Here is a 21,458-nt window from a genome sequence, read left to right as displayed (position 1 = left end):
GTCCCTGGTCAGCGCCACCCTGATGTCATCCCAGGCGGGCCTCGATGGTCTCGATGATGCGCGGACGCAACTCGGCGGCGCGGATGACGGCGTCCACCGAGCCGACCTCGACGGCGCGGTGGATGTTGTGCACCCGGTCGAACTCCGCGGCCACCTCGCTGAGTTTCTCCGCGCGCACCGACGAGCGCAGCTCGTCGAGTTCCGCTGTCAGCGCGGCGCGTTCGGTGCCGGCCGAGGCGGCGGTGCGGGCCTCCAGGTCCCGCACCCGCGGGTCGGCAGCAGTACGAGCGTTGACGTCGGCGGAGAACACCACAGCGGCGGCGGGTGCGCCACCGAGCACCGAGGCGAACGAGCCCTCCAACGCCAGCACCGTCATGTTCGGGTTCAGCGCCTTCGAGAACACCACGAACGCACCACCGTGGTAGCGCGAGATCACGCAGAAGACGATGGGCCCCCGGAAGTTCACGATCGCCCGGCCGATCTCGGCACCGTACTCGAGTTGCAGCTTGCGCATCGACTCCGGTGAGCCGTCGAAGCCGGACAGGTTCGCCAGCACGACGAGCGGCCGGTTGCCGCTGGCCGCGTTGATCGCCCGCGCGGCCTTCTTCGACGAGCGGGGGAACAGCGTGCCCGCCGTGTAGGTGTCGGGACCGTCGGTGGGCGGGAAGCCGTGCCGGGGCACCGACCGGGACTCGATGCCGAGCAGGCAGACCGGGATGCCACCGAGGTGGACGTCCTGCACGACAGCGGTGTCAGCGTCCGCCATGCCGGCCCAGCGCTCCAGCACCGGGTGGTCCTGGTCGGAGAGGGCCCGCATCACCGTTCGGATGTCGAACGGCTTCTTGCGGTCCGGGTTGGACTCGACGGAGAAGATCTCCCCGACGGTGGCGAAGGAGCTGCCCGCGACGTCGTGCGGGAAGCCGGAGATGTCGCGGTCGGCCGGGTCGGTGGTGACCGCCCGCCGGGGCGCGTCCTCGCCGGGCGCGACGTACGTGTGGTCGTAGTGCGCCATCACCACGTCCCGTGCGGCCGTCAGGTTCGGCGCCCAGTACTGCGCCTGCCCGTTCGGCCCCATCACCCGGTCGTAGCCGCCGATGCCGAAGTTGTCCTCAGCCGACACGCCACCGGAGAAGTCGAGCGACTGCTTGCCGGTGAGCACCATCGCCGAGTCGGGCGTCATCACCAGGATGCCCTTGGTGTGCATGAGCATCGTCGCCTCGGCGTTCCAGTACGGCTGCGCGCCGACGTTGATGCCCGCGACCACGATGTTGATCTCACCGCCGGCCTGGGTGAACTCGACGATCCGCTTGAGTGCGGCGGCCACCCAGTCCATGTTCTCCGTGCCGGAGGTCATCGAGATCCGGGCCCCGGCGGACAACGCCCACCACTCCAGCGGCACCTGCATCCGCTCGGCCAGGTCCAGTGCGGCGATCACGCGCCGGCACTCCGGCTCCGACAGGGCGCCCAGCGACTTCGTCGGGTCGCCGAGCAACACCACCCGGGTGACACCCTGCGGGTAGCGCTCGGTCGGCGTCGTCACGACCCCGGCGACGATGGCGGCGCTGTTGCGCCCCTTCGGCCGGTCCACCGGCACCAACACGTGGTCGTCGTCGAGGTCGTGCTCGACGAAGTCACCGAGGCGGCCGGTCAGCTCGTACGGATACACGGTGTTGCGGCTGCTGGCCCGCAGCACCTTGAGCCGGTACTCGTCGAGCGGCTCGATCGGCTCGACCGGCGGCTCCCCGACGGCCAGTTCGGCGCCGCCCGCGGCGTCGAACGAGATCCGTACGGCGATCTTGGTCAGCTCGCCGGTCCGGCGGTCGCGCTGGCGCGCGATGAACAGGATCTCCTCCAGGCCGGCGCCCGCGGTCGTCGGGCGGACCCGCCCGGCGATCATCTCCATCTCCTCGCGGGTCAGCTCGCTCGGCGGCCACACGTAGACCACGATGCGGTTGGTGTTGAAGCGCGTCTTCGACGGCCGCCGCGACTGGGCGCGGCGGATCGAGTCGAGGCAGGTGGCGATGGCGTCCTCGGCCGTCGGCAGCGCGACCAGGCGGCCGTCCTGCTCGCGAAGCTCGGTCAGGTCACGCACCTGCGCGAACGCGACGAGGCGCTCGTCGGCCCGGTTCTCCCGCGCCACGCACTGGAAGAGGTAGACCTCCTCGTCCGACGACGGCAGCCGGGTCAGGTCGAACTTGTGCAGCCGCTCCAGCTGCATCCGCTGCGCGATGTACGGGTGCAGCCCACGGATCAGACGGTCCTCGGTCAACTGGGCGCCCGACGGGCGGAAGGTGAAGTGGTGGTGCATGACCGCCCCGCCGCGACCCGCGACGGTGGTGGTGACCCTTCGGACCTGGGGCGGCAGCGGGTGCGCGGCGATGACCTCGGCCAGCGCGGCAGCCATCGCGTCGAAGTCCTCCGGCTGGTTCTCCCAGCCGAGGTAGATGTCGGCGTCCACGGCCTCCTCGCCGGTGGCCAGCTCGGCCAGCCCGCGCAGGGCGCTGCCCAGCGCGTCGAAGCTGACCGCGGCGGAGACCACGCTGGAGTCGGCGCGCTCGGCGACCACGAACGTGCAGCCCGCGACCTCGCGGGTGCGCACGCTGGTGAGCGACCGGTTGCCGTAGTAGCGCCGGGTCAGCACCTCCAACATGACCGCGTTGTCGAGGTGGTCGCGGACGAGCCGCTGACCGAGCAGCCGGACCAGCGGCTCGGTGCTGCGTACCATCTCGGCGATGCGCTCGGCGCGGTCCGGCGCGTCCGGGTGCGCGTCGAGGTGCCGCAGGTGCCCACGGACCTCGGCGTAGACGCGGGCGCGGTTGCGGCGCAGCAGCGGCTGGGCGAACCAGGCGAACACCACGCCGCGGGCGAGGTCCGCGACCACCGGGAAGCGGACCTGCGTCGCGGCGATCAGCCGCTCCAGCGCGAGGCCGGCCGGCTCGCGCAGCGTCTCGTCCGGCGGGGTCTCGCGCAGCCACGCGCGCAGCAGCGCCGCGATGACCTGCGCGTCAGCGGAGGCGCGCTGCTGGGCGAGGAAGATCCGGAAGACGGCGGCTTCGAGGGCGGGGGTGCGGTCCAGGTCGGTGACGCCGTACCGGCCGAGGGCCTTGCCGAGCCTCGTCTGGAAGGCGTCCGGCAGCCCGGCCCGCTCGACGTCGAGGCTCTGCAGGTAGGTGTGGAAGTACTCCCGGGCGCTGTGCACGTGCGCGGCGCCGCCGTCCTCGCCCGTCGGCCGGTTGCGGCTCAGTTCGGCGAGATCGGCGAACACCTCGATGAGGTCGAGTTCGGCGGCCAGGGGCCGCTGGCCGGCTTCGGTGGCCGTCCGTCGCGCAGTGAGGTAGTCGTCGAGCACCCGGCGGTCGTCGTGGGGGTCGACGTCGAAGCCGAGCAGCAGACCCCGCAGGTCCTCCTGACCGCGCCGGCTGCGCTCGTACGCCGGGATGTCCGCGGCGGCGGTGGGCAGGTCCAGTTCGACGGTTTCGGTGCTCGGGTCGTCAGGGGTCTCCTCGGCGTCGTCGGCGAGCGGCTCCAGGCGCAGCAGCGGCGAACCGGCCTCCACCTGGCTTCCCACCGACACGGCGCACTCCTTGAGCCGCGCCTTGAACGGCGCCCGCAACACCGTCTCCATCTTCATCGCTTCGAGCACCAGCACCGGCGCGCCCGCCTCGACCTCCGCGCCGACCTCCAGCGGCGTGGCGACGACCAGCGCGGGCATCGGGGAGCGCAGGACGCCACCCTCGTCCCGGCTGACCCGGTGCGTCACTCCATCGACCTCGACCAGGTGGGTCGGCCCGTACGTGCCGGTGAGCAGGCGGTAGCGGATGCCGTTGACGACGATCTGACCGGTGTGCCGGTCGAAGCGGTCGAGCTCGACGTCGGCGGTGCGCACGACGGGGCCGGTCTCGATGCCGACCCGGAACCGGTGCGCGCCGACCCGTGCCACCCGGGTGCGGTAGCCGACGCCGCGCAGCTTGAGGTCCAACGGTCGGCCGCTGGCGTGCTGCACCTGTGGGCGCCCGCCGGCCGCCGTCGACAGCAGCCGCTGCCGTTCGACGCGCTCCTCCTCCTCGTACGCCTCGATGGCGGCGGCGGCCAGGGCGACAGCGGAGTGGCGGTGGGTGACGAGGCGGCCCTCGCCGCGGACGCGGTCGATCCAGCCGGTGTCCGCGCTGGCGTCGATCACCTCGGGCTGGTCGAGCAGGTCGAGCACGAAGCTCTTGTTCGTCGCCCCACCTTCGATGATCACCGTGGTGTTCGCCATCGCCCGGCGCAGCCTGCCGAGCGCCTCGTCGCGGTCACGGCCGTACGCGATGATCTTCGCGATCATCGAGTCGAAGTCGGCGGGGATGGTGTCGCCCTCGCTGACGCCGGTGTCCACCCGGATGCCGGGGCCGCTGGGCAGGTCCAGCCGGGCGATGCGGCCGGGGGACGGGGCGAAGTCGCGGTCGGGGTCCTCGGCGTTGAGCCGCGCCTCGATGGCGTGCCCGCGCTCGGCCGGCGGCGCACCGTCGAGTCGCCCGCCGGCGGCGACGTGCAGCTGCGCCTTGACCAGGTCGAACCCGGTGGTCAGCTCGGTGATCGGGTGCTCGACCTGGAGGCGGGTGTTGACCTCGAGGAACGCGAACAACCGGTCCCCGGGGTGGTAGAGGAACTCGACGGTCGCCGCGCCTCGGTAGCCGACAGCCACGGCCAGCCGCTCCGCCGACGTCTTCAGCTCGGCGGCCTGCGCCGGGTCGAGCACCGGCGACGCCGACTCCTCGATGACCTTCTGGTTGCGTCGTTGCACGGAGCAGTCGCGGACGCCGAGCGCCCACGCGGTGCCCTGTCCGTCGGCGATCACCTGGACCTCGACGTGCCGGGCCCCGGTGACGAGGCGCTCCAGGAACACGATGCCGCTGCCGAACGCCCGTGCCGCCTCCTGGCTGGTGCGGTCGTACGCGTCGACCAGCTCGGCCTCGTTCCTGATCACGCGGATGCCGCGCCCGCCGCCGCCGGCGGTCGCCTTCAGCATCAGCGGGTAGCCGACCTCGGCTGCCGAGGCCTGGGCGGCGGCGAGGGTCTCGACGGCGCCGCGGCTCCACGGCGCGACCGGCACGCCAACCTCCTCGGCGATCAGCTTCGAGCCGATCTTGTCGCCGAGTTGGCGCATGGCGTCCGCGCTCGGCCCGACGAAGGTGACGCCGATCTTCTCGCACAGCTCGGCGAACGCCGGATCCTCGGCGACGAAGCCCCAGCCGACCCACGCGGCGTCGGCACCGGTCTCGATCAGGGCGCGCTCCAGCACCGCCAGGTTGAGGTACGGGCGTGCGGACGCCGGGCCGAGATCGTAGGCGATGTCCGCTTCGCGGACGAACGTGGCGCTTCGGTCGACATCGGTGTAGAGAGCCACGGTTTCGAGCTGGATGCCGGTCTCCGCGGCCAGCTCGCGGACCGCGTGGATGAGCCGCATGGCGGCTTCACCACGGTTGACGATGGCGACACGGTTGAACACCCGAAAAACCCCTTAGCTAGACCTCGACCTGCGCGCCGGGAGACGACGGCTCCCAGCAGTGATCACCTTTCCGCGTGGCGGCGGCCAGCGCTATGGCGCAACCACCGAACCCACCGTCCCTCAGTTGTAGGAAATGCACAAAACTTTTTGGCACACCGGAAGACGTGCCGACCCGATCTGGCACTCCGGCAGTTGATCAAGGCGGTGCGGGCGGTTCACGTCCGCAGCCTCCCGAGTTGATCCCCGGGTGATCGGCTGACCAGGAAGATCATCGCCGGTCCGGTCAACCGCCGGCCCGGCTCGACCATCCCGGACCAGGTCAGGAACGCACCAGGGAAGGAGCGGCAATGAGGTCACCGCACCTCGTACGCCCACGTCTGGCGCTGCTGCTCGCGGCGGGACTCACCACGCTCGTCACGCCGGTCGGCGTCGCCCACGCGGCGAGGGTCACGGTACCCGCGACGGGTGCCCCGATCACCATCACCGCGACCGCGCGGCTCGCCCCTGGCGTCACGTACGGCTCGTTCGAGGTGGCCACGCCCCGGGACGTCACCCTCGGTCACCCGCTCACCGGCGACCTGAAGAAGGACAAGGTCTCCCTCGACCTGCTGCACCCCGACGCGGCGGCGGATCGAGCACTGTCACCGTCCGCGAGCCGGGCCAGACCGCGGCCACCGCCCGCAACAGCCCGTCCGACGGTACGGAGCGTCTGGTCACCAACGGCATCGGGATCGTCGTGGGCAAGCACCGATCGGTGTACGCACCCGAATTCGCCCCGTCCGCTGCCCCGGACGGGACGAGTTCGCTCAGCCGAGACGGTCGGGCACCCGGACCGTCGGCCCCAGGTCAGATAATGACGCCGGCCGAAGGGACCCGATGACAGTTCTCGACACCAGGGCGCTCAACCGCGCGACGCTCGCCCGGCAGTTGCTGCTCGACCGCGCCGACCTGCCGCCGCTCGACGCCGTGGCCCACCTCGGTGGCCTGCAGGCCCAGGAGCCGCAGGAGCCGTTCATCGGGCTGTGGTCGCGGCTGCGCGCGTTCGACCCGACGGTGCTCTCCACCCTGCTGACCCAGCGACACGTGGTGCGTACCCACCTCATGCGCCGCACCGTCCACCTGCTCGTCGCCGACGACCTCGTGGCCTGGCGCAACCGTCACGACGCCATGCTGCGCCAACGCGTGCTCGGGGTCTACCGCGGCGAGCTCGACGGGGTGGACCTCGACGACCTCGCCGCTGCCGCGCGGGCGGTGGTGGCCGACGGTGAGCCCCGCTCGATGCCCGAGATCGGGCGGGCGCTCGCCGAGCGCTGGCCGACGCCGGGGCCGCGGGTGCTGGGCGAGATAGCTGTCGCGCTGCTCCCGATGACACAGGTGCCGCCGCGCGGGCTGTGGCGGACGACGGGGGGCGCGCGCTACGTCCTGCTCTCCGCGTGGCTCGGCCGGGAGATCGCCCCGTCGACCACGGCGGGCACCGATCCGGTCGGCCAACTGCTCGTCCGCCGCTATCTGGCCGCGTTCGGCCCGGCGGCCACTGCCGACCTGCGGGCCTGGTGCGGCCTCGCCGGGCTGCCCGCTGCGGTGACCGCCATGCGGGACGAGTTGGTGACCTTCCGCGACGAGCGTGGCCGGAAGCTGATCGACCTCCCCGACGCGCCGCGCCCCGACCCGGAGACACCCGCCCCGGTGCGGTTCCTGCCGGCGTTCGACAATGCGATCCTCGGCTACGACGACCGCAGCCGGATCATCGACGACGCGCACCGTCTCCTCTCGGTGGCCGGCGAGCGCGTGGTGCTCGTCGACGGCCGGGTCGCCGCGACCTGGACGGTCGAGTCGGAAACGGTGACCGTCAACCCCCTACGCGGCTTCTCCCGAGCTGACCGGGCCGCCGTGACCGAGCAGGGGCAGGCCCTGGCGTCCTTCCTCTCCGACAACGAGAGCGACCGGGTGCGGGTCGGTTCGTCTCCCCGCTGAGGGCCGGCGGAATCGGTGCCCGACGGCCTGACCCTGACGTGCGCGCGGTGAACGACGTCCGCCCCGCTCCGGCGCGATGGCGGGAGCGGGGCGGACGTCGTGTCGGTCAGGGCTTGCGGGCCACAGCGCCGTAGGCGTCGATCCCGACGGCGTCGGGCTCCTCCGGTCGCCACAGCGGGATCGGCACCAGGCCCGGCTCCACCATCGCCAGCCCGTCGAAGCAGCTCTCGAGCTCCTCCGGGCTGCGCAGGATGTACGGAACCCCGCCGCTCTGCGCCAGCCGCTCGGCACCCGAGACCACCGCCGGGCTGGTGTTGGTGCCGTCCCAGAGCACGAGGTGTGAGCCGGACGGCACCGCGTCCATCGTGCGCCCGACGATCGAGCGCACCACGTCCAGGTCGGGTTCGTAGCCCATCACGCCCATGTACATCACGGCGATGGGCTGGTCGAAGTCGAGCGTCTGCGCCGCCTCGGCGAGGATCTTCTCCGGGTCGTGGTAGTCGGCCGGGACGTAGGTGGTGACACCCTCCGACGTCGTGCTGGCCAGCAGTGCCCGCGCGTGCACCAGCACCATCGGGTCGTTGTCCACGTAGACGATCCGCGAGTCGGGCGCGACGCCCTGGGCGACCGCGTGCGTGTTCTGCATGGTGGGCAGGCCGGTGCCGATGTCCAGGAACTGCCGGATGCCCGCCTCGGCCGCGAGGTGACGCACGGCCCGCACCAGGAACACGCGGGACTGCTGCGCCATCAGGACGATCTCCGGGTAGACCTCGGCGACAGCGTCGCCAGCCGCCCGATCGGACTGGAAGTTGTCCTTGCCGCCCATCCAGTAGTTCCAGATCCGTGCCGCGTGCGGCACGTCGGGCTGAAGCTTCGCGGCGAGTTCGGGGTCCGGGCCAACCATGCCTGGCTCCAATCGAGGGGTCGTCAGCTGGAGGTCACCACAGCGGTACGCCCGGGATCGTACTCCGGCAATGTCCACTCTCGACCAGGGGTGGACCTACCGTCGCCAGGCAGGGGATCAGGGTCGCTGTCACCGGTGGACCACCCCGTTCTGGTACGCCCACACGACGGTCTGCAGCCGATCTCGCGCACCGATCTTGGCCATGGCCCGCCCGAGGTGCGACTTGACGGTGCTGGTCTCGATGAAGAGCCGCTCGGCGATCTCGACGTTCGACAGGCCCTGCGCGAGCAGCTCCACGATCTCGGTCTCCCGCGCGGTCAGCTGGTGCGCCGCCGCCGCGTCCGAGCGGGGAGCGGGCGTACGCCTGGCGAACTCCGAGATCACCCGACGGGTGACGGTCTGGTCGACGAGCCCGTACCCGCTCGCCAGGCGACGGATCGCCTCGATCAGCTCCTCGGGCTCACAGTCCTTGAGGATGAAGCCGCTGGCGCCGGACTCCAACGCGCCGAAGACGTACTCGTCGAGGTCGAAGGTCGTCACGACCAGGACCGCCGGTGGCGTTCCGGTCGCCTCGGCGACGATCTGGCGGGTCGCGGTGAGTCCGTCGCCGTGCGGCATCCGGACGTCCATGCAGATGACGTCCGGTTGCAGCCGGCGGGCCAGCTCGACGGCGGCGGACCCGCTCGACGCCTCCGCGACGACCTCGATCTCGCCGGACTGCTCCAGGATGACGCGGAAACCGGCCCGGACGACGGCCTGGTCGTCGACGAGCATCACTCTGATCACGCGGGGGCCTCTTCCTTCGGACGGGACGCGGCGGGGCCGTTCGTCGGGAGTGTCGCGGCGACCGACCAGCCGCCGGCCGCCGTCGGGCCGGCGGTGAACGTCGCCCCGATCAGCTGGGCGCGCTCACGCATGCCCACCAGGCCGACACCGCCGGTCCGTGCCGCCGGTACGCGTCGCGGCGCGACGGGTTCGTTCACCACCTCCAGCGACACCGAGCGGGGCTCGAAGCGGAGCACCACCCGTGCTGCGGCACCCGGGGCGTGCTGGCGGGCGTTGCTGAGCGACTCCTGCGCGATCCGGTAGAGCGCGACGTCGGCGATCGGTGGCACCTCGCGTTGCTCGCCCTCCCGGACGAACTCCACCGGGCCGGCGAGGCTGCCCGCGGTGCGGACGAGGTCGTCGAGCATGCCCAGCCCCGGCACCGGGGCGGCACCGTCGCCGCCCTCGTGCCCGGGCCTGCCGCGCAGCACACCGACGACCAGCCGCAGGTTGTCCAGGGTTTCCTTGCCCTGGCTGCGGATCCAGGCCACACCGGCCTTCGCGGCCACCGGGTCCCGGTCGATCAGCCGCTCGACCGCCGCCGCCTGCACGACCATGCCGGAGAGGTGGTGCGCGGCCACGTCGTGCAACTCCCGGGCCATCCGGGAACGCTCCGCGCCGATCGCCGCCTGGACCTTCGTGCGCTGCTCCCGGACCGCCTCGTCCGCCCGCACCCGGACCAGCTCCACGTAGCGCCGGTAGGTGGCCACGTAGCCGCCGACGAAGGTCGCGCTGGCGTAGGTCAGGGCGCTCGCCGAGACGTACGCGACGGCCGTCAGCAGATCCGGGGTCACCACGACGGCCGCCCCGATCGACTCCACCACCACGACCGCGCTGACGGCCAGCAGCGCACGGCGAACCGGAAGCAACGACCCGACGGTGTACGCCACGACGAACGGTGCGAGGCCCCGGATGGTCGCCTCGGGCAGGGAGAAGCCGATGATGGGCAGTTGGAGGCCGACGACGAGCGCGAGGCAGAGCAGGGGCCGGACCCGACGCAGGCACAGCAGCATCGCCTGCGCGCAGCAGATGGCGACGAGCAGCCAGGCCCGCGCCGGGTCGAACGACACCCCGTCCTCCGGTGCCACGAACCAGAACAGCGAGGTGAGCAGTACGAACGTCAGGACGGTCAGCACCGCGGCCAGCAGGCAGTCCCGGGGGAACACTCCGGTCACCCCGAGCCGGGTGAGTCGGCCGTCGAGCCACTTCGTCAGTCGTCGTGTGCCGAAATCGGTGTCCGTGTGGTCCCTCATGGGGTGCGCATCCTTGCTCCGGATCGTCCCGGGTCGGGCGGGTCAGTAGGAGATGCTAGGCGCGAGCAGGTGGAACTCCACGGCGAACCAGCCCGCGCCGGCGAGAGCCAACAGGATCAGGCCGCTGCCGGTGATCCGCCGCCAGCCGACGTGGCGTCGCACGTCGTCGACCAGCCGGACCGCGGCGGGCAGCACTCCGAGCAGTCCGACCAGTTGCAGCACCTGAATGGTGCGCAGGACGGGCCCGGGAACGTCCTGCAGGCTCATGATGCTGCCGATGCTCAGCACCCAGCCGGCGAACGCGAGCAGCGTGCCGGCTACGGCGAGGCGGCTCAGGATCCGCGCGGTGCGCCCCGCCCGCTCCCGGGGAGCGCGGCCCAGTCGACGGCGGACGATCGCGCCGACCGGCCAGGACAGGACGGTGAGCAGCAGCACGACTGTCGACAGGGCCAGCACCGGAACGGCCACCATGGAGGCGCGGGCCGGCTCGACGGGCAGCAACGCGAACGCGGAGTCGAAACTGATCGCATCGACCCGGTCGTCGGTCGCCCGCATGGCGATCGTGCGCTGCCCGCCGACCTCGCGCCAGACCCAGGGCGCCACCTCCTCGTAGAGGGCGGGGGAGTCCGACAGCGGGCCCGGCTCCACCAGCAACCGGTCACCGTCGGCGACGCTGACCGTGGTCCGACCGACCAGGCCGATCGCCGTCAGGAAGTTGCTCTGAATCGCTCGTGAGGACTCGTACGTGCCGGCGGCCAGCGCGGCGTGCGTGGCGGTGGTCGCCGGGTCCACGCCGGCGGTCGGCTGGTCGTCGCGGGCGGGGAAGTAGCGGTCGGCGAAGCCGTTCACGATCGACTCGCGAAGCTCGTGGCTGTCGAGGGCGCCGGAGCCGTTGCTGTTGAGGGACAGGAAGATGCCGGCCCGGTCGTCGGGGTAGATCTGCAGGTGGGAGTGGAAGTACTTGGTGTCGCCGCCGTGGCCGAGGATCCGGTGGCCGTTACGGTCCTCGGCGAAGAATCCGAGGGTCATCCGGGGCCCGTCGGCCAGCGTGCCCAGCGACGTCGCGTCGAGTGCCGGCCGCTGCATCAGCTCACGGGTCGGCTGGTCCAGCAGGGGCGCGAAGCCCACCGGCTCGCCGAGCTGGGCGAGCATGAATCGCGCCATGTCCGTCGCCGGGGCGCTCAGCGCACCGGGCGGGGGCGTACCGACGATCTCGAACGGCGCGGCGGGCCCGGCGGAGGTGTCGTACCCGTTGGACATCCGGTCGCGCAGCGCCGCCGGGAGGGGCTGCGCGAAGGTCGACGACGGCATGCCGGCGCGGTCCAGGACGGTGCGTTGGACGTACTCCTCGAAGCGCGTCCCGCTGACGCGTTCGACGATGTAGCCGGCGAGCGCGTTGCTGTAGTTGGAGTACGCGGGGACGGTGCCGGGCTGGTAGATCTGCTCCGGTGGGTCGGTCATCAGGGCCCTGCGGAGGTTGAGGTCGCCGCCGTCGGTGCCGATGAGGCCGGCGATCCGCTCCTCGAAGCCGGCGGTGTGCGTCAGCAGGTGCCGCAGTGTGACGGCCCGCTCGTAGCGCAGCGGCAGTTCGAAGTCGAGGTACGTCGTGACGTCGGTGTCGAGGTCGAGCTTCCCGCTCTGCACGAGTTGCAGCACCGCGGTGGCGGTGACGAGCTTCGACACCGATCCCATCCGGAACAGGTGCCGGTCCGGGTCGACAGGTACGGCACCGTTGCCGCCGTCACCGGTGTCGGCGTACCCGTACCCCCGGGCTGTGAGGATCTTGCCGTTGTTCACGACGGCGACAGTGGCCCCGGCGATGTCGGTACGGTCGAGCGCGGCCGGCAACAGGCCGTCGAGCCAGGCGTTGACGTCGGTGTCGGTCAGGGCGGAACCCGTCCCGCTCGCCACGGCGGGCGCCGCCGGAGCATCGATGTGCGGTGCGGGGTTGTGCTGCTGCGCGCCGCAGCCGGCGGCGCCCACGGCGAGGACGACAGCGGTCGCCAGCACCGCGCCGAGTCGGACGACCGGCCGGGCGGGTCGGGGTGAACCGGGGGCGGGAAGGGGAAGAGAGCGCATCGTCTGCCGGTGCCTTTCCTGGCGAACGGGTGTCCGGAGCAGGTCCGTACGGCGTCACCCGATGCCTTGGGACAAGCCTGTTCGAGTGATCGCCCCGAGCCATCTGGCGCGAGACGGCAATGCGCCTACGACTTGAGGAGGAGGGGCGGGTGCGCCGATGGTGGGCAGAGGTGTCGCCCCGGTCGCGTGAACCACCGCCCGTACCGGTGCATCAAACCCTGTGACAGACCCCGTGGAGGAAGGACCACCCATGCGCGGCAACCTGCTCGTCGGTGCGATGCTCACCCTTACGTTCGTCGCCGGTTGCACGTCACCGGTGAAACGGGTCGGCGGCGACGCCGGGCCCGCCGGCTCCCCGTCCACCAGCGCGAGCCCGCCGAGCCCGTCGGCGTCGAGCGCTCCGGCGACCGGCAGCGCGGGCCCGAGTGCTCCGGCCACCCGCAGCGCCACCCCGGGCGCCCCGACCACCCGCACCTCCCGCCCGGCCGCTCCGGTGAGCGAGATCAGGCGGACCGACTGGCCCAACGCTGTCATCCGCGGTCTGAGATTCTGCGGTGAGTCCGACACGGTGAAGTTCCGGAACGGGTCGAACGGCCTCGACATCCCCTGCCGAATCCTGCCCGGTGGCGCGCGACCGGTGTACGCCGACTTCATCACCGAGGAGCCGGTGAGTCTGCCGTCGACCGAGGACGCGCTCGTCCTCGTCGAACTGGGCAACTCCGACGCCGCGCGGCGGCAGGCCCTCGTGCCGGTTCAGCTCGACTACACCGGCCGAGAGCGGTGGGCGCAGCCGGTCATCCTGGGGGACGATTCCAGTCCGAGCGATGACCGGGTCATGACGTTTCTGTCGTACCGTGTCTTGGGAGACAACAGGGTGCAGGCCACAGTCCGCAAGCTCGATGGCGGCACTGAGACACGCCGGTGGCGCACCATCGACTACGCCGGCAACTGGGAACGGTACTAGCGTTGCGCGACCATCGAGCCGTTCACCCGCAGCGTGCCGAGGATCTCGTCGGTGCGGTCGACGCCGTCGGTCTGCTTGACCTGGACGTACACGCCGAAGGTGCCGGTGGCCGCGACCAGGGTGACCTCGCTGAACGACGTCTGCGCGCCACCGCATCGCGACCAGTGCCGGACGGTCCCACCGAACGCGGCGACGGTGACCGCCCGGCTTGCGGCGGGTGTGCATCCGCTGTGATCGGGCAGCGCCGGTTGCTCCGCTCCGCGCAGCCCGGGGCTCACTCCCACGAAGACCCCCGGTGTCGCGCTGTCGACATCGGACCAGTCGGCGAGATCGGCTCCGACGAGCAGACCGGGGCCGCGCCCGTCGGCGAGGCCGATCACCGCCGGGTCCCAGCCGCCGTCGCGCAGTTGCCGCGCCCAGCCGTCGGGAACGGCCACCGAGACGGCGCCGGTCGTGTCGCCGACCCGGGTCCAGCCGTGCGGCGCGGTGGCGGCGGTGGCGGATCCGGCCATGACCAGCGTCGCGGTCACGGTGCCGACGGCGGCGAGGAACCGGCGGATGCGCCGCGGCGGCGGGCGGGCCGCCAACTGCCGGCTGGCGAGCAGACCCTCCAACGCGGCGGCGTACGCGGCCGCTGTGGGCCAGCGGCGGTCCGGATCGCGATGCAGGGCCCGGCGGACGGCGCGCTCGACGGCGGCGGGTGCGCGGGGTGCCGCCGTCACCGGCTGCCCGGGCGGCGAACCGGTCAACATGTGGTGCGTCAGCGCGCCGATCGCGAACACGTCGGCGCGCACGTCGATCCCTCCGCCGGGGACGAGCTGCTCGGGCGCCATGTAGGCGGGCGTGCCGGCGACCACTGTGAACCCGGACGCGTGCGCGAGCGTCTTGGCCAGCCCCAGGTCGGCGACCAACACCCGGTCGCCGGCCGGGCTGGTGTCGAACAGCACGTTGGACGGTTTGAGGTCGCGGTGCAGCACGCCGCTGTCGTGCAGGATCGACACCGCCCTGGCGATGTCGGCGGCGATCCGCAGCGCCGAGCGCACCGGCATCGGCCCGCCGCTCAGCCGGTCGGCGAGCGTGCCACCGGCGGCGTACGTCATCACCAGGTACGGCCGGCCGTCGGGCAACTCACCGATGTCCAACACCCGGACCAGGTGATCGGAGTCGACCTGCCGCATGAACCGGGCCTCCTGGCGGAAGCGCCCCCGGATGTCGGCCCGCTGCGACCAGTTGTCGGCGAGCACCTTCACTGCCACCGGCGAGTGCAGCTCGTCGTCGTACGCCAGCCACACGGTGGCGAACGCACCGGCGCCGACGGGGCGCGCGATGCGGTACCGGCCAACCTGCGGCGGGATGGACACGATCGTATTATCCGGCGACCGGGACTCCGGTGACGCCCACGAGCGGGGGAGCGCGGGTGGCGAAGGAATCTGACACCGAGGAGCTGGCGAGGCGGGCGGCGGCCGGCGACAGCCTCGCACTCGACGCGCTGCTGGCCGCGATCGGTCCACGGGTGCTGGAGCAGTGCGGGCGGTTCCTGTCCTGTCGGCAGGACGCGGAGGAGGCGGCGCAGGATGCGTTGTTGCAGGTGGCCCGGCACATCCAACGGTTCGAGGGGCGGTCGCTCTTCTCCACCTGGTTGCACACGGTGGTCGCCAACTGCGCCCGCCAGACCTACCGGTCACTGCGGCGGCGAGCGGCCGAGCGGCCCAGCACGCTGCTGCCCGTCGAGGTGGCCGACCCCCGTACGACGAGCGTCATCGCCGGATCGCGCCTCGATCTGCTGGACGCGCTGGACCGGCTGGAGGCGCACCGGCCGGAGCTGGCGACGGCCCTCGTGCTCCGCGACCTGTGTCAGCTCGACTATCAGGAGATCGCCGGGCAGTTGGGCATCCCGATCGGCACGCTGAAGTCCCGGATCCATCACGCCCGTCGGTACGTCCGGGAGGCGTTGGGGGGTAGTTGAGCGATGCGTACGCCGATCCGTGGTTTTGCCCCCGATCGGCGGACATCGTTTGACATGTGCGGCGATCGCATCTTTGATGGTCGATGTGTCTGTTCGGCGTGGTCGGGCGCGTGGTCGTCTGGGTGGGCCGGTCGACGCCCTGAGCCGGTCGACGCCCTGAGCCTGGAGGACGGATGCGAGTCATCGCGCGGAGAAGCCCACGACGCCCACGACGGCGGCTGTTGCCGGCGGCGATGGTGGCGGTGACGCTGCTGAGCCTGGCCGTCGGTGTGCCGGCGGCCGCCGCGGCGCCGTCGACAGTCGTCGGCGTGGCCAGCGGTCGTTGCCTGGACGTGGTCGGCAACGTCAGAACCGCCGGTGCCGGCATCAACATCTACGACTGCAACGGCCAGGCCAACCAGGCGTGGACCTTGACCTCCAGTGGTGAGTTGCGGGTCTACGACGACACGATGTGCCTGGACGTGGTCGGCCAGGACACCACAGCTCCCGCCGCGGCGCAGATCAGCGGCTGCACCGGCGGCGCCAACCAACGCTGGCGGATCACCACGTCCGGGACCATCGTCGGGGTCCAGTCCGGCCTGTGCCTGGACGTCTCCGGCGCGGGCACCGCCAAAGCACCACAGTCGGTCTCTGGACCTGCAACGGGCAGTCCAACCAGCGGTGGACGACATCTCTCGGCAGCGCCGACAGTCAGCCGCCGACGGCGCCGGGTAGCCCACGGGTCAGCGGCCTGACCTGCAACTCGGTGACGTTCGCGTGGAACGCCTCGACGGACAACGTCGCGGTTGCCTTCTACGACATCTACCACGACGGCCAGCTGATGACGTCGGTGAGTGGCACGACGCTGTCCACCAACCTGACAGTGGTGGCCGGGGCGACCTGGGGCCTGTACGTCAACGCCCGTGACGCCGCCGGCAACGTGTCGCAGGCGAGCGCCACCGTCTCGATCACTCCGCCGCCCTGCCAGGCCGACAGTCAGCCACCGACCGCGCCGCAACAGCTCACCGGCACCGCGTCGGGCACCACTGTGACCCTGCGTTGGACCGCGTCCACAGACAACATCGGGGTCCGTGCGTACGACATCTACCGGGCCGGCGCGAAGGTGGGAACGGTCACCGGCGCGCCGCCGGCGACCACGTTCACCGACAGCGGTCTGGCGGCGAACACCTCCTACCAGTACTACGTGGTGGCTCGGGACGCGCAGGACAACGCCTCGTCGCGCAGCGGCACCGCGACGGTGACCACCGGCGCGGCGTGCGCCAACCCGGTGTGCGGGGTGCGACAGGTCACCACCGACACCGACGTCCCGTGGGGTCTGGTGACGTTGCCCGACGGCAGCGTTCTCTACAACCGCCGCGACGCGCACGACATCATCCAGCTCAACCCGACCACCGGGGCCAAGACCAACCTGGGCACGGTGCCGAACGTGCAGAGCACCGACGGTGAGGGTGGCTTGTTGGGGCTCGCCATCTCGGCCAGCTACTCCAGCGACCGCTGGCTGTACATCATGCACACCTCGCCGAGCGACAACCGCATCGTCCGGATCAGGCTGGAGAACGGGCGACTCAACACCGCCAGCGAGCAGGTCCTGCTCAGCGGCATTCGGCGTAACAAGTACCACGACGGTGGTCGCCTGCGGTTCGGCCCGGACGGCAAGCTGTACGCCAGCACCGGCGACGCCCAGAACGGCAACTACGCCCAGGACCGGTCCAGCCTCGAAGGCAAGATCCTGCGACTCAACCCGGACGGCACCGTTCCCTCGGACAACCCGTTCGGCAACTACGTGTGGAGCTACGGCCACCGCAACCCGCAGGGGCTGGCGTTCGACTCGCAGGGCCGGCTGTGGGAGCAGGAGTTCGGCAACTCGGTAATGGACGAGACCAACCTGATCACCAAGGGTGGAAACTACGGCTGGCCGGCGTGCGAGGGCACCAGCGGCACCTGCGGTACGGCCGGGTTCATCGCGCCGGCGCGCACCTATCCGACTGCCGAAGGGTCCTGCTCCGGCATCACGATCGTGCGTGACGCGCTCTACGTGGCCTGCGCCCGAGGCGCTCGGATGTACCGCGCGGTGATCAGCGGCAGCAGCCTGACGAACGTGCAGACGTACTTCAGTGGCACCTACGGTCGGTTGCGGACGGTGGAGCCGGCTCCCGACGGAGGGCTGTGGCTGACCACCACCAACGTCGGTGACAAGGACAGCACCCCGAACAACAGCAACGAGAGGATCCTGCACGTCACGCTCGGCAACTAGACCCTGATCGATGTGCGGCACGCCCCTCAGCCGCTGGTCAGGAGCACCAGTTGCTGGGTGGCCCGGGTCATCGCGACGTAGCGGTCGACCGCCCCGGATATGCCGGTGCCGAACGTTTCCGGGTCGACGAGGACGACGAGGTCGAACTCCAGCCCCTTGGCCTGCTCCGGGCTCAGTGACCGGACCCGGGCCGTGGGCGGGAAGGTCGGGTCGCCGATGACGCAGGCGATCCCGTCGGTGTGCGTGGCGAGCCAGGTGTCGAGGATCGTCAGCAGGTCGGCGACCGGTCCGTGGACGACGGGAAGCCCGTTGCCGCGGATGGAGGTCGGTACGTTGGCGTCGGGGAGCACGGCCCGGATGACCGGTTCGGCCTGCGCCATGACCTCCGCTGGCGTCCGGTAGTTGATGCTCAACGACGCCACTGTGACCTGGTCGAGCCCGATCCGCTTGAGGCGTTCCTGCCACGACTCGGTGAACCCGTGCCGGGCCTGGGCGCGGTCTCCCACGATGGTGAAGCTGCGCGACGGGCAACGCGTCAGCAGCATCTGCCACTGGGCGTCGGTCAGCTCCTGCGCCTCGTCCACGACGATGTGCGCGAACGGGCCGGCCAGCAGGTCCCGGTCGGCGTCCGGCAGCGCGGACTCGTCGACCAGGACCTCGCGCAGGTCGGGTTGGCGCAGCATCGCCAGCAGACCCTCGCCGTCGTCGTAGGTGTCGGCCGCGAGCAACTCGTCGACGACCCGGGCCATGTGCTCGCGTTCCACGGCGGCGGCCGGGTCACGTCGGCGGGTGCGCCCCGAGCATTCCGCGTCGCCGAGCCGCTGCCGGGCCGCGTCGAGCAGCGGCAGGTCGGACACGGTCCAGGCCCGGGGCTCGTCGCGTTGCAGCTTGCGGACCTCCTCGGGGCTGAGCCACGGCGCGCACCTACGCAGGTACGCGGGCACCGACCACAGGTCACCCACGACATCGGCCGCGTCGAGCAACGGCCAGGCTCGGTTGACCGTCGCCCGCAGCTCCCTGTTACGCAGCAGCGAGTCGCGGAGCACGTCGTCCGGCTCCTCGCCGTCGTACCTGTCGACGAGGATCGTCAGCAACTCCTCCCAGATCTCCTCGCGCGCCTCGTTGTGCGGGGTGCCGGGACCCGGCGCCCGGAACGCGTCGGCCCAGTCGTCGGCGCTCAGACGGACGTCGGAGTCGCCGACCGGGACCGTCATCGCGGCGGTCGGTGGGTCCTCGTAGAACCGGACGGCGGCGTCGATCGCCCGGACCAACTCGGCCGAGGACTTCAGCCGGGCCACGTCCGGGTCGGTGTCGGCGGTTGCGGTGGCCCCCTCTTCGACGAGGTCGCGCAGGGTGCAGGTCTGCACGTCCTCCTCTCCGAGGCTGGGCAGGACGTCGGCGACGTAGGCCAGGTAGGGCTGGTGCGGCCCCACGAAGAGCACCCCACCCCGGCGTTGACCGAGGCGCGGGTCGGAGTAGAGCAGGTACGCGGTGCGGTGCAGGGCGACGACGGTCTTGCCGGTGCCCGGACCGCCGTCGACCACGAGAGCGCCGGCCGACCCTGCCCGGATGATGGCGTCCTGGTCTGCCTGGATCGTGCTGAGCACGTCGCGCATCCGGGCCGACCGGGCGCTGCCCAGACTGGCGATGAACGCGGATTGGTCGTCGAGCGCGACGGCGTGCCCCACGAACCCGTCCGGCGTGAACACCTCGTCCCAGTAGTCGCTGATCCGGCCTCGGGTCCAGCGGTACCGGCGGCGGCTCGCCAGGCCCATCGGGTTGGCATGGGTCGCGCCGAAGAACGGCTCGGCGGCGGGTGATCGCCAGTCGAGCAGCAGCCGCCGGCCCGTGCTGTCGGTGAGACCGCGACGTCCGACGTACACCGGCTCGGGGTTGTCCGCCTCGACCACGTGGCCGAGGCACAGGTCCAGCCCGTAGCGGCTCAGCGAGCGCAGGCGGGCGGTCAGCCGGCGGACCTCCTCGTCTCGGTCGACGGCCTGCCGGCCCTTGCCGCCGGGCGCCCGGCGCGCGGTGTCCAGGCGGTCGGACAGCTCGGCGCTCAGCTGCGCGAGGCCCTGCGCCATGGCCGCGAAGTGCCGCTCGTCGTGGGCGATGAGCGCGGGGTCGGCCTTGGGGGCGAGGTGATCGGGAAGTTCGAACACGGAGGTAGGCGAGGAATCCAATTCATGACTTCCATTTCGGCAGAATGTGGCTTCGGCCGACGATTCTGCGTCATAAATGGGGTCTTGCCGCAAGCCCCCCAGTGCGATATAAGTTAGAAGTGGCGGGAGACCTGGTGTCTCCCGTTTTCCGTGTTCAGGGCACGTCGACGACGTCGCGGCCGAGGGGCCAGAACGCGGCCGGCACGAGCTTGAAGTTGGCAACGCCGAACGGAATCCCGATGATCGTGACGCACAGGGCGATGCCCGCCACGATGTGGGAGAGCGCCAGCCACCATCCGGCCAGCGCCACCCAGAGGATGTTCGCCAGGCCGGAGCCGACGCCCGCTCCCGGCTTGGGCACCACAGTGCGGCCGAAGGGCCACAGCGAGTAGACCGCGAGGCGCAGCGACGCGACGCCGAACGGGATGGTGATGACCAGGACGAAGCAGATCAACGCGGCGATGCCGTAGCCGACCGCCAGCACGAGGCCACCGCCGAAGACGAGCCACAGCACATTCAGTACGAAACGAATCATTACTCCAGCATGAAACATGCTCGCCACTCGGTCGGCTCGCCTCGTGCCCTCAGCGGGGGACGGCCACCGCGTGGGCCTCGGGGACAGTCCTCTCGCCACCGTCGGCCAACTGGGCGAGGGCGTCGTCGCGGCTGTCGAAGATCGGGAAGGCCCCGTCCAGACGCATGGTGTGCAGGACGGTGCGGATGAATCGCGACGGCGCGGCGAGGCAGAGCGTGACACCGCGATCGCGGGCGTAACGGTGGGCGCGGACGAGCAGACCGAGGCCGGTCGAGTCGATGATGTGCACCCGGCTCAGGTCGACCACGACGTGCCCGCCCACCTCGGCCACGTGCCGCAGGGCCGTGCGCAGGTTCTCGCCGGTGTCCAGGTCGATGTCACCGGTGGCGGCGATGACTGTCGTGCCGTCGAGGTGGTCGATGCCGAGGATGCCGCCGGGGCCGTGGTCGTCGCGCGACGCGTGGCCACCGGTCGAGGCGGGCAGGAGGCTGCAGTGCGGGCAGCGGTGCGGCCCGGTGGCGAAGGGGGAACCGCTCCAGCCGTGCTCGGCCACCAGGGTCCAGACGACCTCGGCGTCGGGGAGCACGCAGGCGGTGCCGCGGATGGTCTCGCCGCAGGTGTCGCAGATCAGGGTCATCAGATACTCGTCCGGGACGACGGTCATGCTGCTGGTCCTTCCTCGCTCATGATCGAGAGCACCTGGTCCAGGCGGGTGATGTGCAGGATGCGCCGGACCCGGGGGTTCGGATCGCGGACGGTGAGGGCCGCGTCGGCGCGAGTCAACCGCCGGTGCAGGTCGAGCAGCAGGCCGATGGCGGCGGCGTCGAGGTGCTGGCAGTCGGACAGGTCGAGCACGACCTGTGCGGGGCGCAGTGCGAGCAGTCGGTCGAACGCCGCGCCGACCTCCGGCAGACAGGCCAGATCGAGTTCGGTGACGCGAACCTCGACCAGCGGCAGCGTGTACCTCGCGGGCAGCACCGGCGTCGCCATTGCCGTACCTCTCTCTCCTCGCCCCTTGCTTCCTTCCCACCGTGCTGGGCGGGGTTGGCGGTCA

Annotated in this window: 15 protein-coding genes; 5 read left to right on the top strand and 10 right to left on the bottom strand. The window is 71.4% G+C overall.

Going from position 1 to position 21,458, the window contains the following annotated elements; translation table 11 throughout:
• Positions 1-25: 25 nt before the first annotated feature.
• On the bottom strand, positions 26-5,488 hold the full coding sequence (locus NIE111_RS09090; protein ID WP_238683948.1) for an ATP-binding protein: 5,463 nt from the start codon (positions 5,486-5,488) through the stop codon (positions 26-28).
• A gap of 876 nt (positions 5,489-6,364) precedes the next feature.
• Between NIE111_RS09090 and NIE111_RS09085 the strand changes: the two genes are divergently transcribed.
• Positions 6,365-7,462: a winged helix DNA-binding domain-containing protein gene (locus NIE111_RS09085; protein ID WP_238683947.1), complete on the top strand. Its 1,098-nt coding sequence runs from the start codon at positions 6,365-6,367 to the stop codon at positions 7,460-7,462.
• Between the two features lie 106 nt (positions 7,463-7,568).
• Here NIE111_RS09085 and NIE111_RS09080 read toward each other — a convergent pair whose 3' ends face one another.
• The 4 genes from NIE111_RS09080 to NIE111_RS09065 all read right to left on the bottom strand — a co-directional run bounded on the left by NIE111_RS09080 (position 7,569) and on the right by NIE111_RS09065 (position 12,523).
• Complete coding sequence (locus tag NIE111_RS09080) at positions 7,569-8,366, bottom strand: SAM-dependent methyltransferase (protein WP_238683946.1); 798 nt, start codon at positions 8,364-8,366, stop codon at positions 7,569-7,571.
• 129 nt (positions 8,367-8,495) lie between these two features.
• Positions 8,496-9,140 carry a response regulator gene (locus tag NIE111_RS09075; RefSeq protein ID WP_238684378.1) on the bottom strand — a complete coding sequence of 215 codons (645 nt, stop codon included), beginning with the start codon at positions 9,138-9,140 and terminating at the stop codon, positions 8,496-8,498.
• Between the two features lie 8 nt (positions 9,141-9,148).
• Positions 9,149-10,444 (bottom strand): sensor histidine kinase, encoded by a 1,296-nt coding sequence (locus NIE111_RS09070; protein ID WP_238683945.1) that lies wholly within the window; start codon positions 10,442-10,444, stop codon positions 9,149-9,151.
• 42 nt (positions 10,445-10,486) lie between these two features.
• Positions 10,487-12,523, bottom strand: a complete 2,037-nt coding sequence (locus NIE111_RS09065) for a serine hydrolase domain-containing protein (protein WP_238683944.1) — start codon at positions 12,521-12,523, stop codon at positions 10,487-10,489.
• A gap of 250 nt (positions 12,524-12,773) precedes the next feature.
• Here NIE111_RS09065 and NIE111_RS09060 point away from each other — a divergent pair, with 250 nt between their 5' ends.
• Positions 12,774-13,487, top strand: coding sequence for a hypothetical protein (locus NIE111_RS09060; RefSeq protein WP_238683943.1), 714 nt, complete (start codon positions 12,774-12,776; stop codon positions 13,485-13,487).
• Here the strand turns inward: NIE111_RS09060 and NIE111_RS09055 are convergent.
• Positions 13,484-14,848 carry a serine/threonine-protein kinase gene (locus NIE111_RS09055; protein WP_238683942.1) on the bottom strand — a complete coding sequence of 455 codons (1,365 nt, stop codon included), beginning with the start codon at positions 14,846-14,848 and terminating at the stop codon, positions 13,484-13,486. The genes NIE111_RS09060 and NIE111_RS09055 overlap by 4 nt on opposite strands.
• A gap of 56 nt (positions 14,849-14,904) precedes the next feature.
• On the opposite strand from NIE111_RS09055, the gene NIE111_RS09050 reads away from it, so the two are divergent.
• From NIE111_RS09050 to NIE111_RS09040, 3 genes are all read left to right on the top strand, one after another.
• Positions 14,905-15,453 (top strand): RNA polymerase sigma factor, encoded by a 549-nt coding sequence (locus NIE111_RS09050; RefSeq protein WP_238683941.1) that lies wholly within the window; start codon positions 14,905-14,907, stop codon positions 15,451-15,453.
• A 173-nt stretch (positions 15,454-15,626) separates the two neighbouring features.
• Complete coding sequence (locus NIE111_RS09045; RefSeq protein WP_238683940.1) at positions 15,627-16,187, top strand: RICIN domain-containing protein; 561 nt, start codon at positions 15,627-15,629, stop codon at positions 16,185-16,187.
• 11 nt (positions 16,188-16,198) lie between these two features.
• A complete protein-coding gene (locus NIE111_RS09040; protein WP_238683939.1) occupies positions 16,199-17,707 on the top strand; it encodes a PQQ-dependent sugar dehydrogenase in 1,509 nt (502 codons plus the stop codon).
• Between the two features lie 26 nt (positions 17,708-17,733).
• On the opposite strand, the gene helR is transcribed toward NIE111_RS09040, so the two are convergent.
• The 4 genes from helR to NIE111_RS09020 form a co-directional block, all read right to left on the bottom strand.
• Positions 17,734-19,869 carry an RNA polymerase recycling motor ATPase HelR gene (gene helR, locus NIE111_RS09035; RefSeq protein WP_238683938.1) on the bottom strand — a complete coding sequence of 712 codons (2,136 nt, stop codon included), beginning with the start codon at positions 19,867-19,869 and terminating at the stop codon, positions 17,734-17,736.
• A 154-nt stretch (positions 19,870-20,023) separates the two neighbouring features.
• The gene (locus tag NIE111_RS09030) at positions 20,024-20,404 is read right to left on the bottom strand and encodes a YccF domain-containing protein (protein ID WP_238683937.1); all 381 of its coding nucleotides are present in this window, start codon (positions 20,402-20,404) and stop codon (positions 20,024-20,026) included.
• 49 nt (positions 20,405-20,453) lie between these two features.
• A complete protein-coding gene (locus tag NIE111_RS09025) occupies positions 20,454-21,068 on the bottom strand; it encodes an STAS domain-containing protein (protein WP_238683936.1) in 615 nt (204 codons plus the stop codon).
• Positions 21,065-21,394: an STAS domain-containing protein gene (locus tag NIE111_RS09020; protein ID WP_238683935.1), complete on the bottom strand. Its 330-nt coding sequence runs from the start codon at positions 21,392-21,394 to the stop codon at positions 21,065-21,067. The genes NIE111_RS09025 and NIE111_RS09020 overlap by 4 nt, the downstream gene beginning before the upstream one ends.
• Positions 21,395-21,458 lie beyond the last annotated feature (64 nt).

Origin of the sequence: Micromonospora hortensis (assembly GCF_022230935.1) — a bacterium.
Taxonomy (GTDB): domain Bacteria; phylum Actinomycetota; class Actinomycetes; order Mycobacteriales; family Micromonosporaceae; genus Micromonospora; species Micromonospora hortensis.
Note: the sequence above shows the minus strand (reverse complement) of the source record. Positions and strands in the feature narration are given on the sequence as shown.

Coding starts and splice junctions, on each gene's coding strand:
- NIE111_RS09070 (WP_238683945.1), bottom strand. CDS start 10,444: ATGAGGGACCACACGGACACCGATTTCGGCACACGACGACTGACGAAG.
- NIE111_RS09080 (WP_238683946.1), bottom strand. CDS start 8,366: ATGGTTGGCCCGGACCCCGAACTCGCCGCGAAGCTTCAGCCCGACGTG.
- NIE111_RS09030 (WP_238683937.1), bottom strand. CDS start 20,404: ATGATTCGTTTCGTACTGAATGTGCTGTGGCTCGTCTTCGGCGGTGGC.
- NIE111_RS09045 (WP_238683940.1), top strand. CDS start 15,627: ATGCGAGTCATCGCGCGGAGAAGCCCACGACGCCCACGACGGCGGCTG.
- NIE111_RS09025 (WP_238683936.1), bottom strand. CDS start 21,068: ATGACCGTCGTCCCGGACGAGTATCTGATGACCCTGATCTGCGACACC.
- NIE111_RS09085 (WP_238683947.1), top strand. CDS start 6,365: ATGACAGTTCTCGACACCAGGGCGCTCAACCGCGCGACGCTCGCCCGG.
- NIE111_RS09060 (WP_238683943.1), top strand. CDS start 12,774: ATGCGCGGCAACCTGCTCGTCGGTGCGATGCTCACCCTTACGTTCGTC.
- NIE111_RS09065 (WP_238683944.1), bottom strand. CDS start 12,523: ATGCGCTCTCTTCCCCTTCCCGCCCCCGGTTCACCCCGACCCGCCCGG.
- NIE111_RS09075 (WP_238684378.1), bottom strand. CDS start 9,140: ATGCTCGTCGACGACCAGGCCGTCGTCCGGGCCGGTTTCCGCGTCATC.
- NIE111_RS09020 (WP_238683935.1), bottom strand. CDS start 21,394: ATGGCGACGCCGGTGCTGCCCGCGAGGTACACGCTGCCGCTGGTCGAG.